Source organism: Phaeobacter sp. 11ANDIMAR09 (assembly GCF_001294455.1).
Lineage (GTDB): Bacteria > Pseudomonadota > Alphaproteobacteria > Rhodobacterales > Rhodobacteraceae > Pseudophaeobacter.
The window spans coordinates 230,470-246,478 of record NZ_LIKT01000002.1 but is presented as its reverse complement, the minus strand read 5'-3'; the positions used below and the strand labels follow the sequence as shown (position 1 = coordinate 246,478).

Below are 16,009 nucleotides of genomic sequence, written 5' to 3'. Positions count from 1 at the left end.
AAACCAACGCAAGCGCCAAGAATTACCCTTGTTTTTCTGGCTTCCGCAGGAAGAGAGGGGAAACCGCCCCCCCTTCCCAGAAAAGTCGGACCGAACAGCCGTGGCTGATGGATCGCAGGCTGTTAGTCGAGCTCGGTGACCAAGGTGGTCAGGGGCTTGCGAACCTTTTTCATCGGCAAAAGCCAATCACCAGCCTCTTCACGGTAGCCCAGTGGCAAAAGCAGGACTGAACGCAGGCCCTTTTCCTTGAGGCCGAGTATCTCATCCACTTGGGCGGGATCAAAGCCTTCCATTGGGGTGCTGTCCACTTCCAGCTCCGCTGCCGCCGCCATGGCAAAGCCCAGAGCGATATAGGCCTGGCGCGCCGCGTGAGCGTAGTTTTCTTCGGCGCTGCGGGGCAGATACATGGCTTTCAGATTGTCATAATAGCCCTTGAGCATGTCGTTCATGCCGCCACGCTCGGCCGCCATCTGCTCGACCACCGCGTCGATGCGTTCTTCGCTGTAGTTATCCCAAGCGGCAAAGACCAAGAGGTGCGAGCCATCGGTGATCTGCGCCTGATCCCAGGACACGGTGCGGATCGCCGCACGGATGTCCTTGTTGCGGATCACAAAGAGCTCAAAGGGCTGCAAGCCGCTGGAGCTGGGCGCCATCTGCACGGCCTCGACAATCTTGGCCACTTTGTCTTCGGGAACCGCTTTGTTGGGGTCCATCTTCTTGGTGGCATAGCGCCAGTTCAGCTTGTCTAGAAACATGTTCTTTCCTGTCATTGGAAGGTTTGTGCGCTCTATATCGGAACTGAACTGTTCAGTTCAATACGCCATTGGGAAAATCTTTCCGGTCCGCTGAAAGGACCGAAATGCACCCACAGCTGCCTTGACGAACAGGGGCATAAACGCTCTGTTCGGCCCATGCGGGTCTCAGCAATTTTTGACAAAGACTATCAGGGAGCACTCAGCGGAGCTGTTTGGCTTTTGGATACGCCAGAAAATCGAAATCGTTTCGAAGGATCTAGTGATCTCGATCGAAACAGCGCCTTATTTTCGAACACTAATTTCCACAGGTCGCCGTCTGCTTTGATCGAATTAATCTGGACTATCCACGATCACTTTCCTGAACTGAAAAGCATTACCGTCATTGGTGTCAAAGCTGGCCCGTTGATCGCTAGAAAGCTAGAAACTGACTATGCAATTGAGGAAACTATTGAAGGGTTCGTTTGCAGGCCCGCGCGCAGCAGCTAAATCCGCATTGCGGCCCTACCAAACTTCAGACAAGGCGTGCTCGGCACTCGGGGCCCCACTAGGTCTCCAAAAAACTTCAACGACGTGCGGCGACCTCTAGCAGGGCCCGAGCTACCGCCTCTTCAATGGCCAAATCACTGGTATCAATCACCACGGCGTCTTCGGCGGGTTTCAACGGCGCCTCAGACCGGTTCATGTCGCGTTCATCGCGGGCCTTCACGTCTGCCAGAACCTCTTCCAGCGTTTCCGCCTCACCTTTAGCCGAGAGTTCCAGAAACCGTCGCTGTGCGCGCACTTCAGCGCTGGCGGTGACAAAAAGCTTCACCTCAGCATAGGGGCAGATCACCGTGCCGATGTCACGACCATCCAGAACAGCCCCGCCCGCACGACGGGCAAAGGCGCGCTGGAAATCGACCAGTGCCGCGCGCACCTCAGCAATCACCGCGACCTTGGACGCGGCCTGCGCCGCCTCGGGGCCGCGCAGGTCATCGCGTTGCAGATCTTCTGGTGTAAGGCCCTGTGCTGCTTCAATCGCTGGCGTGCCTGCGAGCGTCTTGACCCCAACGGCGCGGTACAAAAGCCCGGTGTCCAGATGCGCCAGCCCCAATTCGGCGGCCACGGCCTTGGAAATGGTGCCCTTACCCGCTGCTGCGGGACCGTCAATGGCAATGGTGAAACTTGCGGTCATTTGCCCTGTCCTCCTGATCTCTCAGCCCTTGCTCAGCTTAGCGCCAAGACCCGTCATCAGCGGCTCAAAGATCGGGAAAGAGGTGGTGATCGGGTTGCCGTCATCCACAGTCACCGGGTTCTTCGCGCCCATACCCATCACCATAAAGGACATGGCGATGCGGTGATCCAGGAAGCTCTCGCAGGTGCCGCCACCGGGAACGCCATCCGGGCCCAGACCTTCGACGGACCACCAATCTTCGCCCTCGTCCACGGTGAGGCCATTGGCGCGCAGACCGCGCGCCATCGCATCAATGCGGTCGCTTTCCTTCACCCGCAGTTCCTTGACGCCAGCCATCATGGTCTTGCCAGTGGCAAAGGAAGCCACAACCGCGAGCACCGGGTATTCATCAATCATCGAAGCCGCACGCTCCGGTGGCACCGCGATGCCCTTCATATCAGGCGAGTATTTGGCGCGCAGATCCGCCACCGGTTCCCCGCCCTCTTCACGCATGTTTTCAAAGGTCAGATCGGCGCCCATGTCCTGCAGGGTATAGAACAGCCCCGCGCGCGTTGGGTTGAGGCCAATACCCGGTACCAGCACATCCGAACCAGGGGTGATCAGGGCCGCGCAGACCGGGAAGGCCGCCGAAGAGGGATCGCGCGGCACGGCGATCTCCTGCGGTTTCAGCTCAGGCTGGCCAGTCAGGGTAATCACCCGGCCCTCGTCGCTATCCTCAACGGTGATCTCGGCCCCAAATCCCGCCAGCATCCGCTCGGAATGATCGCGGGTGGCTTCTTTTTCAATCACCACGGTTTGGCCCGGTACATTCAGCCCGGCCAGCAGCACCGCTGATTTCACCTGCGCCGAGGGCACCGGCACCACATAGCGCACCGGAGTAGGCTCCGGTGCGCCAACGATGGTCATTGGCAGGCGCCCGCCCTTGCGGCCAACGGTCTTGGCGCCAAACAGCGCCAATGGATCGGTGACTCGCGCCATCGGGCGCCCATTGAGACTGGCATCGCCGGTAAAGGTCACAGAGATTGGCGAGGTCGCCATACAGCCCATGATCAGACGCACGCCGGTGCCGGAGTTGCCACAATCAATCACCTGCTCCGGTTCGGCAAAGCCCCCGACGCCAACACCATGAACCGACCAATTGCCGCCGCCGTGATTGACAACCTCGGCGCCAAAGGCCTGCATCGCCTTGGCCGTGTCCAGCACATCGTCGCCTTCCAGCAGGCCAGAGATCTTGGTCTCACCCACGGCCATGGCCCCCAGAATGAGCGAGCGATGCGAGATCGACTTGTCTCCCGGCACCTCGGCAACCCCTGTCAGGGGATCTGCACGGTGCGAGCTCATGGGGATGGGGGTACCGTGTCCGGACATGGCGTTTCCTTTATCTTTGTCTTGTCAGCCTGCCGCGTGTCAGTCTGTCTATGTTTCCGCTATCGGTACCGAATTGCGTCGCCAGCGTCTAGCACCGATCCCCAGCCCGAGGGAGCGCCTAACCGAGGCGGCGGAAGGTCAGATAGGTCGGTGTGCGACCTTCGCGCAGGGCCTTTTGCTCATAGCGGGTGGAAATCCAGTCCTCCCAGGGCTCGCGCCAATCTGCAGCCTCAGAGGCCAGCCATTCAAACCCGGCCTTTGGTACCTCTTCCAAGGTTTGACGAACGTAGTCGGGAATATCCGTGGCAACCCGGAAAATGGCCCCGGGTTTGAGACAACGCGCCAGCGGCTCCAGATGTTCCGGGGTGACAAAGCGGCGGCGGTGATGCCGCGTTTTGGGCCAGGGATCGGGGTAGAGCAAAAAGGCGCGTGCGATCGACTGCGGCGGGATCACATCCATCAAATCGCGCGCATCGCCGGGGTGTACTGCAATATTTTCACAGCCGGCTTTGCGGATCTTGCCAAGCAGCATAGCAACACCATTGATAAAGGGCTCAGCCCCGATGATGCCCACATCCGGGTTGCTACTGGCCTGATGCACCAGGTGCTCGCCACCACCAAAACCCACCTCAAGCCAGGTCTCGCGCCCACCAAACAAGGCGTCGAGATCCAGCGGTTTACGATCCGGGTTTTCCTCCCAGCCGACAGCACCGGGGCTCAGCCCCTCCAGGTCTTCGGCAATGTAACGGCGCTGGCTGTCTTTCAGGGTCTTCCCACTAAAACGGCCATAGAAATTACGCCAGGGCGCGCCGCTCACATGGGCCTCGGTTTCTGAACCGGCCGCTTTGGAAGCTTGGCCAGCGTCCCTGCCGCTCTCACTGGGTGTCTTATTCTCGGCCATGGCCTGGCATTTCCTTTGTTCAGGCGCCGTCTTTGACCCGTCGCGATCAAAGCGGCCTTTGCAGACAAGGCCCATGCGCAGTTGGCAGCTCATCTGCCGCAAGCAGAGGCGTAGGTCAAGAGAGGCACCGCCTCAGGGCTGTTTGCGCTGCTTCTTCTCTTGCAGTTCCACCTCTGACGCCTGCTGAACCCGCATCTCAGCATCGCTTAGCCCTGCAACAACCCCCGGCACCGCATCGCGCAACACCCCCGCCGCCTGCAGCTCGGCATGGGTGGGATACCAGACATTGCTGGCTGCCGTTTTCAAGGTTTCAATCACAAAACCCGGCTCGACCCCGCGCGAGATCATATAGATGAGGTGATCATGGATTTCGGTCTGGGTATCGGCATAGATCCAGGAGCCAAATTCAAAAGGCGTGTCCCAATTGTTGCGGTTCCGGTGGCTGCGGTAATAGCGCTGCACGGCTTCGGCGGCCCAGCTGCGTTGATGAAACCCAATTTTTGCCCCATGCGCCACATGCCGCCGATTGCCGGCCAAAAAGACATCGACGCAGGCGCTTGTGCATTCTCCCTCCACATAGGTGTCGAGCCTATACTTCATCACCAACTTGGCCATTTCAGTGCCAGCATGCACGCTGCCACCGCTGCTGTTGAGATGCAGTTCCTTGATTTCAGAGTAGTTTCTGAGCGACTGCTTTAGAGCACGAATGTCATCAACGAGGATCTCGCCACCATTCTTTTCGGTGTCATAGACCAGCACCTCCCCTTTGACTTCAAACTTATCAAAAACGCGCTCCTTAGCCTGCAAAACCACAGGTGTGAGCGTAAGAAACATGGCTGTGATCAGTCGGATCATTGGAGGCTGGCCCAGTGTTTTGTCGAAATCTCCCGCAATCATGGACCAAAAAAGGACGGTGCTCCAGAATCAAATCCCGCCCAGAAATTTGCGCACCTCAGCCCGCGAGCCCAGGCACAGGACCTGACGCCGTTCTTGCCAGCGATCCAAAAGCGCGGTCATCTTATTTCGCCCGTCAGCGTCGTAGCCCCAGGCAAAGCGAAGAAACTCCCAACTCATTCGTTCCGGACAGCCAGGGGTCATGTCAGGCCGCGACTGCCCGTAGTGGCGCAGGGTGCGCTTAAAGATACGCCACATTCTTAAGCGTCGCGGCATATCCAAAGAGACAATTAGATTGGCGCGTTCCGCCCGATACTCCCAGCTGTCGGAGTAGTTGCCCTCGATAACCCAGCAATCGGCGTCAGCTGCCTGACGCGTGGCCGCTTGAATCTGGCCTTCTGTCTGTTCGACCCAACCTGGCAACCAATAAATCTGGTCAAGGTGTACGCACGCTAGGCCCAGCCGGTTGGCCACGGCACGAGCCAGCGTGGATTTTCCAGATCCCGGACCGCCAAGGATCAGAATTCTCTGTATGTGTTTTGACATTCCCTACCCCCTTTGAAGGCCCACTTATGGCGGGCCTTGCACCAAAAGCTGGGGGCACAAAAAAGGCGGGCACCTGGCCCGCCTTCCTTAGGTCATGACTGAGGCTGGATCAAACCGCCTTTTTCAAGGCCTCTACCAAATCGGTACGCTCCCAGCTAAAGCCGCCATCGGCTTCAGGGTCCCGGCCAAAGTGACCATAGGCAGCGGTGCGCTGGTAGATCGGCTTGTTCAGACCCAGGTGCTGGCGAATGCCACGGGGGGTCAGATCCATGGTCTGATCAATAGCCCGCTCGATCAGAGCCGGCGCAACCTCTCCGGTGCCATGGGTGTCTGCATAGATCGACAGCGGCTTAGAGACACCAATCGCATAGGAGAGCTGAATGGTGCATTTCTCAGCCATACCTGCAGCAACCACATTCTTGGCCAGATAGCGCGCGGCATAGGCGGCCGAGCGGTCCACCTTGGTCGGATCCTTGCCCGAGAAGGCACCGCCCCCATGGGGCGCGGCACCACCATAGGTGTCGACGATGATCTTGCGGCCAGTCAGACCGGCATCCCCGTCGGGACCACCAATGACGAATTTGCCCGTTGGGTTGACGTGCCAGATGGTTTCATCTGTCAGCCAGCCTTCGGGCAGGACTTCGTGGAAATAGGGGGCGACAATGGCGCGAATATCATTCGAGGTCAGGCTCTCGTCCAGGTGCTGGGTCGACAGCACCAGCGAGCTGACCCGCACGGGCTTGCCATCTTCATACACCACAGAGAGCTGCGATTTGGCATCTGGGCCCAAAACGGCTTCGGTGCCGTTCTTGCGTACTTCGGCAAGTCGGCGCAGAACCGCGTGGCTATAGTGGATAGGGGCCGGCATCAGCTGCGGGGTCTCGGTGGTGGCATAGCCAAACATGATCCCCTGATCACCGGCGCCTTCGTCCTTGTCCGCCGAGGCATCAACGCCCTGAGCAATATGCGCAGACTGTTCGTGCAGCAGATTGGTCACTTCCACGGTCTCGTGGTGGAATTTGTCCTGCTCATAGCCGATGTCTTTGATACAGGCGCGAATGATCCCGTCGATCCGCCCCATGTAATCATGCAGCTTATCCTGATCGGACAGGCCCACCTCACCGCCGATGACGACGCGATTGGTGGTTGCAAAGGTTTCCGCAGCGACGCGGGCTTCTGGCTCTTCTGCCAGAAAGGCGTCCAGAACGGCATCCGAGATCTGATCACAGACCTTGTCGGGGTGACCCTCGGAAACGGATTCCGAAGTGAAAGTAAAATTCTTACGAGACATGAAATGCTCCATTGGGTTAACCTCGTCACGTCAGGAAGCCGTTGTGAGAGGACTTCGTACCAACTACGCTTGGCGGATCGAGAGGTCAAATACTATTCAACAGACGTTAAGCCGCTATGACCGCACTGCAGCCCAACGCCCACTTTTTTGCGCAGCCAAGACCATAGCCATACACAGCAGGAATACCGGCCAATCCCCGGTGCGACTGTAGAGCGTCGCCGCCAGGGGTTTTGGCAAGAGAGCATCAATGGCCCCCGCCTCCCCCAGCTGGATGTTTTCACGCAGGCGCCCATAGGGGTCGATCATCGCAGTTATGCCGGTATTGGCTGCGCGCAGCATTGGCAGCCCCTGCTCGGCTGCCCGCATCCGCGCCTGGACCAGATGCTGGTAGGGGCCAGAGCGGGTGCCAAACCAGGCATCATTGGTGATCTGGATCAGCACATCCGGGCGCGCTGGCGCGGCATTTACATCCCGGGCAAAAACCGCCTCGTAGCAAATCAGCGGCTGTGCCCGACCGATACCAAGATCCATCAGAACCGCGCCTGGCCCGGCGGAATAGCCCGCCCCCGCCTGCGAGGCAAAGCCATAGATGCCAAAGCGGGCCATCAGATCCCCAAAGGGAACATATTCCCCAAAGGGCACCAGATGCGATTTGTCATAGATCTGATCCACAAGCCCTTCAGCCTCCACCAGGATGGCCGAATTATAGTAGCGCCCCTCGACCCGGCGCTGGATCCCCAACAACACCGGCACACTCGCCACCCGTTCCGAAATCGCTGCCAGCGTATCCCCAGCATGGTTCAGCAATTGCGGCACCGAGGTCTCTGGCCAGACGATCAGATCCGGGAAAGCATGGTCTGAATACTGAGCTGAGACATCTGCTTCGCTCAGCTCTATTGCGCGGCGGACAAAATCCCAGCGCCGCTCCGGCAGCCATTTTTCCGCCTGTGGTGCATTGGGTTGTACCAGACGCACCAACTTGGGTGTCATTTTGGGCGCAGGCGGCTGCGGCAGAGCATACCCAGCCAGCGCCACTACCAAGAGCGGCGCCACCGCAAACAGGGGCCGCCTGCGCAGCAAAGCCAAGGGCAGCGTCACCGCAAGAGTAAGCAGCGCCAAGCCCTGCTCCCCAATCCAGGGCAGCAGTTGCGCCGCCGGAGTGTCAATCCAGAACTGCCCGAACCCGGCCCAGGGGAAGCCGGTAAACACATAGGCTCGCGCCATTTCCATCAAAGACCATAGCGCCAACAAGAGAAACAGCCGTCTGCCGTCCTGCCTGTCGCTTGCCCCCCTGGCGGGGCTCCATCGTGTGGCGAAACCAAAGGCCGCACCCCAAAACAGCGCCAGCCCTGCGGCCAAAAAGATCAGTGCAAATGGGGCCATCCAGGCGTATCGCGCTGCATCGACCTGAAAGGGCTCAACGATCCAGGAAAGTCCAAAGGCAAAATACCCCAGCCCTGCCAGCCAACCAATCACCGAGGCCTGCAGCGCAGAGCGTGCAAGAAGCGCAAGCAGCCCCAAGCCGCCAAAGGCCAGCGGCAGGCTCATCAGGAAATGCACTGGCGCAAGCGCCATGGACAGGAGCGCCCCAAGCCCAAAGGCCGAAAGCCCTGCCACCCAGCTTGACCTCTGGCCAGCTGCGCGCAGGCACCTGTTCCAGAGGCCAGGCCTCACGCGGTAGGCTCCGGCATCATGACCCGCAGCCTCTTGATGCGGCGCGGGTCTGCATCCATGACTTCAAATTCCGGCCCATCTGGGTGCACGATGACCTCGCCGCGCGCGGGTATCCGGCCCGACAACATAAAGACCAGCCCGCCAAGCGTATCTATTTCTTCGGCGTCGACATCTTCATGATGGGTCAGCGACTGGCCGATCTCTGTCTCGAATTCAGCCAACGGGGTACGCGCCAGCGCGATGTAGCAGCCCGCCTTTTCCTGATACCAGGTCTGATCCTCACCAGGGTCGTGCTCATCTTCGATCTCACCGATCACCTGTTCGATCAGATCCTCAATGGTCACCAGACCATCCACACCACCGTATTCGTCAATCACCAGGGCCATATGGCGGCGCTCTGCCTGCATCTTGGCCAGCAATACGCCGATCGGCATCGAGGGCGGAACAAACAGCAAAGGCCGCAGCATCTGCGACAGTTCAAAGGGTTTGCTGCCACCGTTGAACCCATGGGTAAGCGCGAAATCCTTGAGATGGGCAAAGCCCAATGGCGTATCCAGCGTGCCCTCGTAGACGGGGATTCTGGTATAACCGCTGTCGCGGAACACCTGCACCAAATCATCTCGATCGATAGAAACCGGAACCGAAAGGATTTCAGCCGAAGGGATAGCCACATCCTCAACCCGCATACGGCGCAGGTTTATCATCCCGTGAGACTGGGCCTCAGAGCTGGTCGCTTGCGGCTCCTCCTTTGGCGGATGCTCAGGTGCATCCGGCGCCAAGGAGCCAAAAATACGCTCCCAAAACCCTGGTCGTTGTGCAGCGGCGGCTTCTGCCACTGTGCTGCCTGTGTCCTGCAGCGCGCTATGCGCCGCGTTAGAACTGCCTTCTATATCGCCCATCTGTCCTGTCCAAAATGCCCCGCTAGAGGCTGTCATCCAACGTATATGGGTCATCCAGACCCATATTGCCAAGTATCTCGACCTCCAAGCCTTCCATCACTGTGGCGTCTGGGTCGCGAATGTGATCATAGCCCAAAAGATGCAACACTCCGTGAACAACCAAATGGCGCAAATGGTCCTCTAAAGGCTTCTTTGCGGCAGATGCCTCGCGCTGGCAGGTCTCATAGGCAATGGCGATATCTCCAAGCGGTATCTCGCCGGTGAAATCCGCCTCCGGCCGGGAGGGCTGCCCGCCCGGCTCTGGAGCGGCCAGATCCTCGGCGGGCCAGCTGAGCACATTGGTCGGCACAGGTTTTTCGCGAAACTCTGCATTCAGGTCTGCAATCTGATCATCACCACAGGCCAGCAAGGCAATTTCGCAATCTTCAGGATCAAGGTCAAAACGCCCCAGTGCAGCACCAACCGCCTGATGCGCGAGCTCTTCCAGTCCGGCGTCCTGCCAGCGACTGTCCTCAATTGTGATCTCCAAAGCCATCTCTGCCGTCACCTTCAAATCAACGCACACCTGTGCCACCTGCCAGAAACGGGTCAGCGCCCGGGCTCCATCAGCCTAGGCTGGTGGCGTCTCGGCGTCATAGGCTTCGATGATAGCGGCCACAAGCGGATGTCGCACGACGTCCCGCGCCGTAAAGTAATTGAAGCTGATCTTGGAAATCGGGCTCAGCAGGCGTTCTGCATCCGCCAGCCCCGAGGTCACCCCGCGCGGGAGGTCGATCTGGGTCCGGTCGCCGGTCACCACCATGCGCGAGCCCTCACCAAGACGGGTGAGGAACATCTTCATCTGCATCGAGGTGGCATTTTGCGCCTCATCCAGCACCACAAAGGCATTGGACAGGGTACGTCCGCGCATAAAGGCCAGCGGCGCGATCTCGATCTGCTTTTCCTCCAGCAGCTTTGCGAGCTGTTTTCCGGGCAAGAAATCATTCAGCGCGTCATACAGCGGCTGCATATAGGGATCGACCTTGTCCTTCATGTCTCCCGGCAGATAGCCGAGTTTCTCTCCGGCCTCGACGGCAGGGCGCGACAGAATGATCTTATCGACCTGACCGGTGATAAACAGGTTCACACCGACGGCTACTGCCAGATAGGTCTTACCCGTACCAGCAGGTCCGATGCCAAAGGCCAGCTCATGTTCGAACAATGAGCGCACATAGGCCTTTTGTGCATCAGTGCGCGGTTCAACCAGCTTTTTACGGGTCTTAATCTCGACGGGACCACCTTTGAACATTTCAAGCTGGTCATCTGCGATCTCATCCTCGGAATGGCCCATGCGCAATTCCCGGTCGACATCACTGTGTTCAACGCTGCGCCCTGTCTCCAGACGGTCGTACAAAGCGATCAGCACCTCGGCAGCTTGATCCCGCAGAGCCTCCTCTCCAAGAACCGAAAGCTGATTGCCCCGGCGCACGATCTGCACACCGATCTTTTTCTCAATTTCGGTCAGGTTGCGATCATATTCACCGCAAAGATCAATCAGCAGGCGATTGTCGGGAAATTCAAGCAGCACTTCATGTGTATTGCTGGTGATCGGCGGCTGGATCCGGGCGCTTGTGGCCAATGGGGGGAGCTCCTGGGTTTGGTGTATCTGCCCCCAGTCTGCATCTGCCATCAAGCGGGCGCAAGCGGGGGACAGATTTATTCACAGAAATAAAACAAAAAGGCCGCTCCAATCGGAGCGGCCAGTTCTTTGATCCATTAGATTGCTGCAAACCGGCGCGGTCTACAAAGAATCCGGGAAGCTGGATCCATCCTTGAACGGACCGGTTGCAACATTGCGCGGCAGCGGGCTGTTACAGACGGGCTTGCCATCCGGGGTGCGCCGCAGATCGGCATAGCCTTCCAGGCCGTCATCAATGATCCAGTGCTCGCATCCCTGCGGATCAACCCAAATCCCAGCTGTCATATTTGACAGGTGGGTATTCGAAGCGTCATCAGCGTGCTGGTCACGGGTTTTGTCATGAGTGACTTCACAGGCGGCCACGGCGGTCAGCGCAAGGGACAGCGCGGTTGCTTTAACTAGGTGCATCTTTTTGTCCTTCTTTAGCGCAGGCAATAGATTTCGACGCGACGGTTCTGCGCCATATTGGCGGCGCTGCTATTGGGCACACGCGGATCACGTTCACCATAGGCGCGAATATCAGAGATCCGTGCGCCAACCGATTTAGCAACCCCCGCAACCGCATTGGCGCGGCGCTGTGAGAGGCGAATATTATATTCATCCGAGGCGCGGCTGTCGGTATGACCCGCGATCACAAAAGAGCGCACATTGCCCTTGTTGGAGTTGAAAAACTCTTGCAGACGCGCCTTGCCGGCGGAATTGATGTAGTGCTTGTCGGTCGCAAAGAACTGGTCGGTTTCCATCACACCGCAGAGATTGCCACGACGGCAGACGGGTTTGCCATTTGGGGTGACATGCGGTGTCATATAGCCTTCGGCACCGTCGTCCATCACCCAGTGCTCGCACCCATCCGGGTCCACCCAAATGGTGGGAACGTAACGCTCGCCAATGATGGTGCGCTGTTGCGCTTCAACCGACCCTGTCGACAGGCTCACTGCGGCCACAGCAGCGGCCACCAGAGCGAGCATGTTTTTTGCATTAAATGTCATCACAACCAGATTTCCTTCACCTAAGTCCCCCTAGGGTTTCACCCAGGGAAGCTTGCCGCCCAAAATTCCTAACACTCAGGTTATCAGCTACAATCTACACGGCTTTTTCATAAAAACAGCCCCCGTAGCCGCAGGCTTTTCGCAAGACTATGCGCAATACGGCAACACTCATACTGTTTTATTTTAATTGTCTTCGATAGCGCTGCAATTATGACTCACTCTCAAATCCACCGACAAGGCGCATGCCAGTTTTTTGAGTAAAAGCAATCAAAAGCCATAGGGCCAGAGAATCGCTCGCCCGCCGTCCAGTCGCCCCAAGGCACAACCGTCAGTGGCTTCAGCTCCAAAGCAGATGCCCCCCCCCCGGTCGCTCCGTCAATCACTCAATCAGCTCGCCCGCCAGCGAGTTGGTACGGGAAGACACGATACGCACCCGGGCCAAATCACCGATCTGACGATCGCAGTCAGCAACATGGACGGCATGCAAATAGTCCGATTTCCCCAGCATCTGGCCTTCCAGGCGGCCTGGCTTTTCAAACAACACGCCAACCTCACGCCCAACCATACTGTCCTGAATTTCCCGCTGCTGACGGGTCAAAAGCGCCTGCAAGCGCTGCAAGCGGTCATCGGCTTCTACTGGATCGACCTGTGGACGCTCGGCAGCTGGGGTTCCTGGGCGGGTGGAATATTTGAACGAATAGGCAGTGCCGTATTTCACCTCTTCAACCAGATCCAAAGTCGCCTGGAAATCCTCGTCGGTCTCTTCCGGGAAGCCGACGATAAAATCACCCGAGATCAGAATATCAGGGCGCGCCGCGCGGATCCGCTCGATCAGGCGCAGGTAGCTTTCGGCGGTATGGCTGCGGTTCATCCGCTTGAGGATCTTGTCAGAGCCCGCCTGCACCGGCAGATGCAGATAGGGCATCAGCTTCTTGCAGGTGCCATGCGCCTCGATAAGGTCATCCATCATGTCGTTGGGGTGACTGGTGGTAAAACGAATTCGCTCCAGCCCGTCGACCTTGTCGAGCTCCCAGATCAGCTGCGCCAGAGTCAGATCGCCATTGGGACCGGCGCCGTGGTAGGCATTCACATTCTGCCCCAAAAGGGTGATTTCCCGCACGCCACGCTCTACCAGATCACGCGCTTCGGTCAGGATCCGATCCGCCGGACGCGAGACTTCGGCCCCCCGCGTATAGGGCACCACACAAAAGGCGCAGAATTTGTCACAACCTTCCTGCACGGTCAAAAAGGCGGCGGGCCCACGTTTTGCCTTGGGGCGACGTTTAAGCTGCTCAAACTTATCCTCTTCGGGGAAATCAGTATCGAGCACCTTTTCGCCGGTCTGCGCTTTCTCTTCCATCTCCGGCAGGCGGTGATAGCTCTGCGGACCTACCACCAGATCCACCAGAGGCTGGCGCCGCATGATCTCTTCGCCCTCAGCCTGCGCCACACAACCTGCAACCCCAATCTTCAGGTCCGGCTTTTGCGCCTTCAGCTTTTTGAACCGTCCCAGCTCGGAATAGACCTTTTCCGCCGCTTTTTCGCGAATATGGCAAGTGTTGAGCAGAATCATATCTGCCTCATCCGCTGACTTAGCCTCGGTATAGCCCTGCCCGCCCAGCGCTTCGGCCATGCGTTCACTGTCATAGACGTTCATCTGACAGCCATAGGTCTTGATAAACAGCTTCTTGGGCGCGGTCATGTCGGTGGTGCCTTTCAGCAGAGGTCGGGAACAGCGGCCTGCCATAACGGCAAATCTCGCGGCTTGCAATGCAGGCGGGATTACCTGATTTTAGGGGCAAATGCCAGAACGGCACCCAGAGAGCAGAGATTCAACAGCATGATGTATTCTTCACTGGAAGATTTTCTCGATCAGAAGAAGGCTCTATTGGTCAAGGGCCCCGTTGCGCTGATCTTTGTCGAAGACGATGTCGAAGTGGCCACGACCCTGCGCCATCACCTGCAATCGGGCTTCCAGTCTATCGTCGCTTTGATGCCGGATGCCTTTGACCTGCCGCGGGACATCAAATCCAAGATCCACCGCATTCCCTTCGATTGCAGCGCCCCCGAGACTGTCTTTCGGGCCATAAATCGGGTTATTGCGGCGGCAAACCCCGGCTGTTGGCTCTATTACTGCTATAATGCCGAATTCCTGTTCTTCCCTTTCTGTGAAACCAGAACCGTGGCGGAGATGCTCACCTTCCATAGTGAAGAACGGCGCTCAGCCATGCTGACTTATGTGATCGATCTCTATGCGGGGGATCTGCAAAAACACCCAAGCGCGGTCTCGCTGGAAACCGCCTTTCTAGACAAGTCAGGCTATTATGCCCAGGCGCGCTGGGACGAGACGGCCAATGCGCCGCGCGAAAGGCAACTCGACTTTTTCGGCGGCGTGCGCTGGCGTCAAGAGGAACACATCCCCTGGACCAGTCGCAAAATCGACAGGATTTCCCTCTTTCAAGCCAACGCGGGACTTGAGCTGCGAGAAAACCACACTTTCACCGACCAGGAGTACAATACCTATGCCTGCCCCTGGCATCACAACCTGACAGCTGCAGTCTGCTCCTTCCGTACTGCCAAGGCGTTAAAGAGAAATCCTGGGTCAGATTTTGCCATCGACAGTTTTAAATGGCACAATTCCACACCATTTGAGTGGCATTCACGCCAGCTCCTAGATCTTGGCCTTATGGAACCGGGACAGTGGTTTTAGAGCGGACCAAAGCCGCGAAATCAATTCTTCCCTTACACCTTTGCATCTGCCTCGATAAGGGGGCTTTGCCCCCTCGCGCCTAAGCGCTCACCCCCAGGATATTTGTGGCCAACTGAAACCCTAAGTCGAAGACCCTCATTCATTTGGCCTTAAATATCCCGGGGGAGTCGCCATCGGCGACGGGGGCAGCGCCCCCACACCTGATCCCTCTTTGCCCCTACCGTTGGAACAGAATAGGAAACCAATCTTCCCGCAAACGCTGGCCCGGTTTCATCTCATGGCCGGGATAGGGAGGGGATGTCGGGCCGGGACGCTCCACATATCGCGCGTCTTCCCCCACCAGCCGCAACGAAAAGGCACGGCGACGGGTTTCGCTGGTATTGGCACGAGCGCCATGCAGGGTTTTGTAGTTAAAGGCCACCGCATCCCCCGGCTCCATTTCCCACTCGAGGATTTTCATGCCTTCGGCCTCGGGATCGGGCACGGGCATATATTGGCCTTCATCGGCAAAGAAGTCTTCTTCCGACACCCAGCGGGTTGGCAGGACTTCTTTTTCCCATTTGTGAGAGCCTGCTACGCAGCGCAGAGCCGCTTCGCTCACCGGGTCAAGTGGCGACCAAAAACTGATGGTTTGGCGGCCTTCGACAAAGTAGTAGGGGCCATCCTGATGCCAGGGCGTCGCCATCGAGGTTCCCGGCTCTTTCACCAGAACATGATCGTGGAACATCTGCACCAGATCCGACTGCATCAAGTCGGCGGCGACCTCTGCCACGGGCGAGGCTTTGATCGCCGCCTCGAATTCAGGGATGCGCGGCCAGTTGCAATAGTCGTCAAAAAAGCGCCCGGTCTGGCCTGTTTTTTCGTTGTTGGAAGCATAGGGGCCAGGCGCGGCCATGTTTCTTTCAACACCGCGACGCAGTTGATCAACCTGATCCTTGAACAACCCCTTGATCAACACAACGCCATCGCGCTGGAACTGGTCAATGTGGTCCTGGGTGATGAGAGGGTGCACCATGCGGGTCTCCGTCAATATCTTGCCAACCCAGGCATCCCAGCAGCGGGCCATTCAGCACCGCCAAGCCTGTCGGGTTGGTCTTTGGTTTAAGTCAGAAAAGATGAATCTTCTTGTC

16 protein-coding genes and 1 riboswitch are annotated in these 16,009 nt (G+C 58.1%); of the genes, 1 reads left to right on the top strand and 15 read right to left on the bottom strand.

Going from position 1 to position 16,009, the window contains the following annotated elements; genetic code table 11:
- Nucleotides 1-122: 122 nt before the first annotated feature.
- From AN476_RS02675 to miaB, 14 genes are all read right to left on the bottom strand, one after another.
- Nucleotides 123-755: an NAD(P)H-dependent oxidoreductase gene (locus AN476_RS02675; RefSeq protein ID WP_054459319.1), complete on the bottom strand. Its 633-nt coding sequence runs from the start codon at nt 753-755 to the stop codon at nt 123-125.
- 562 nt (nt 756-1,317) lie between these two features.
- On the bottom strand, nt 1,318-1,929 hold the full coding sequence (locus tag AN476_RS02670; RefSeq protein ID WP_054459317.1) for a d(CMP) kinase: 612 nt from the start codon (nt 1,927-1,929) through the stop codon (nt 1,318-1,320).
- A 21-nt stretch (nt 1,930-1,950) separates the two neighbouring features.
- Nucleotides 1,951-3,297, bottom strand: coding sequence for a 3-phosphoshikimate 1-carboxyvinyltransferase (gene aroA, locus AN476_RS02665; RefSeq protein ID WP_054459314.1), 1,347 nt, complete (start codon nt 3,295-3,297; stop codon nt 1,951-1,953).
- A gap of 118 nt (nt 3,298-3,415) precedes the next feature.
- Nucleotides 3,416-4,198, bottom strand: a complete 783-nt coding sequence (locus AN476_RS02660) for a tRNA (guanosine(46)-N(7))-methyltransferase TrmB (protein ID WP_054459478.1) — start codon at nt 4,196-4,198, stop codon at nt 3,416-3,418.
- A gap of 132 nt (nt 4,199-4,330) precedes the next feature.
- Nucleotides 4,331-5,053: a hypothetical protein gene (locus AN476_RS02655; RefSeq protein ID WP_054459476.1), complete on the bottom strand. Its 723-nt coding sequence runs from the start codon at nt 5,051-5,053 to the stop codon at nt 4,331-4,333.
- A 69-nt stretch (nt 5,054-5,122) separates the two neighbouring features.
- Nucleotides 5,123-5,638 carry an AAA family ATPase gene (locus AN476_RS02650; protein WP_253279820.1) on the bottom strand — a complete coding sequence of 172 codons (516 nt, stop codon included), beginning with the start codon at nt 5,636-5,638 and terminating at the stop codon, nt 5,123-5,125.
- A gap of 109 nt (nt 5,639-5,747) precedes the next feature.
- Entirely contained in the window at nt 5,748-6,929 is a 1,182-nt protein-coding gene (gene metK, locus AN476_RS02645) for a methionine adenosyltransferase (protein ID WP_054459311.1), read from the bottom strand.
- Nucleotides 6,930-6,933: 4 nt separating this feature from the next.
- A riboswitch (SAM-SAH riboswitch) is annotated at nt 6,934-6,982 on the bottom strand.
- Between the two features lie 61 nt (nt 6,983-7,043).
- Nucleotides 7,044-8,546: an apolipoprotein N-acyltransferase gene (lnt, locus tag AN476_RS02640; RefSeq protein ID WP_371257278.1), complete on the bottom strand. Its 1,503-nt coding sequence runs from the start codon at nt 8,544-8,546 to the stop codon at nt 7,044-7,046.
- A 53-nt stretch (nt 8,547-8,599) separates the two neighbouring features.
- The gene (locus AN476_RS02635) at nt 8,600-9,502 is read right to left on the bottom strand and encodes a hemolysin family protein (RefSeq protein WP_054459309.1); all 903 of its coding nucleotides are present in this window, start codon (nt 9,500-9,502) and stop codon (nt 8,600-8,602) included.
- A 22-nt stretch (nt 9,503-9,524) separates the two neighbouring features.
- Nucleotides 9,525-10,037, bottom strand: a complete 513-nt coding sequence (gene ybeY / locus AN476_RS02630) for an rRNA maturation RNase YbeY (protein ID WP_054459306.1) — start codon at nt 10,035-10,037, stop codon at nt 9,525-9,527.
- A gap of 75 nt (nt 10,038-10,112) precedes the next feature.
- Nucleotides 10,113-11,120, bottom strand: coding sequence for a PhoH family protein (locus tag AN476_RS02625; RefSeq protein ID WP_054459470.1), 1,008 nt, complete (start codon nt 11,118-11,120; stop codon nt 10,113-10,115).
- Between the two features lie 162 nt (nt 11,121-11,282).
- Nucleotides 11,283-11,588 carry a hypothetical protein gene (locus AN476_RS02620; RefSeq protein ID WP_054459304.1) on the bottom strand — a complete coding sequence of 102 codons (306 nt, stop codon included), beginning with the start codon at nt 11,586-11,588 and terminating at the stop codon, nt 11,283-11,285.
- Between the two features lie 14 nt (nt 11,589-11,602).
- Nucleotides 11,603-12,169 carry an OmpA family protein gene (locus tag AN476_RS02615; protein ID WP_054459302.1) on the bottom strand — a complete coding sequence of 189 codons (567 nt, stop codon included), beginning with the start codon at nt 12,167-12,169 and terminating at the stop codon, nt 11,603-11,605.
- Nucleotides 12,170-12,548: 379 nt separating this feature from the next.
- On the bottom strand, nt 12,549-13,871 hold the full coding sequence (gene miaB / locus AN476_RS02610) for a tRNA (N6-isopentenyl adenosine(37)-C2)-methylthiotransferase MiaB (protein ID WP_054459467.1): 1,323 nt from the start codon (nt 13,869-13,871) through the stop codon (nt 12,549-12,551).
- Between the two features lie 138 nt (nt 13,872-14,009).
- Here miaB and AN476_RS02605 point away from each other — a divergent pair, with 138 nt between their 5' ends.
- Entirely contained in the window at nt 14,010-14,879 is an 870-nt protein-coding gene (locus tag AN476_RS02605) for a glycosyltransferase family 2 protein (protein WP_054459300.1), read from the top strand.
- Nucleotides 14,880-15,096: 217 nt separating this feature from the next.
- Here AN476_RS02605 and AN476_RS02600 read toward each other — a convergent pair whose 3' ends face one another.
- On the bottom strand, nt 15,097-15,894 hold the full coding sequence (locus tag AN476_RS02600) for a phytanoyl-CoA dioxygenase family protein (RefSeq protein ID WP_054459464.1): 798 nt from the start codon (nt 15,892-15,894) through the stop codon (nt 15,097-15,099).
- Nucleotides 15,895-16,009 lie beyond the last annotated feature (115 nt).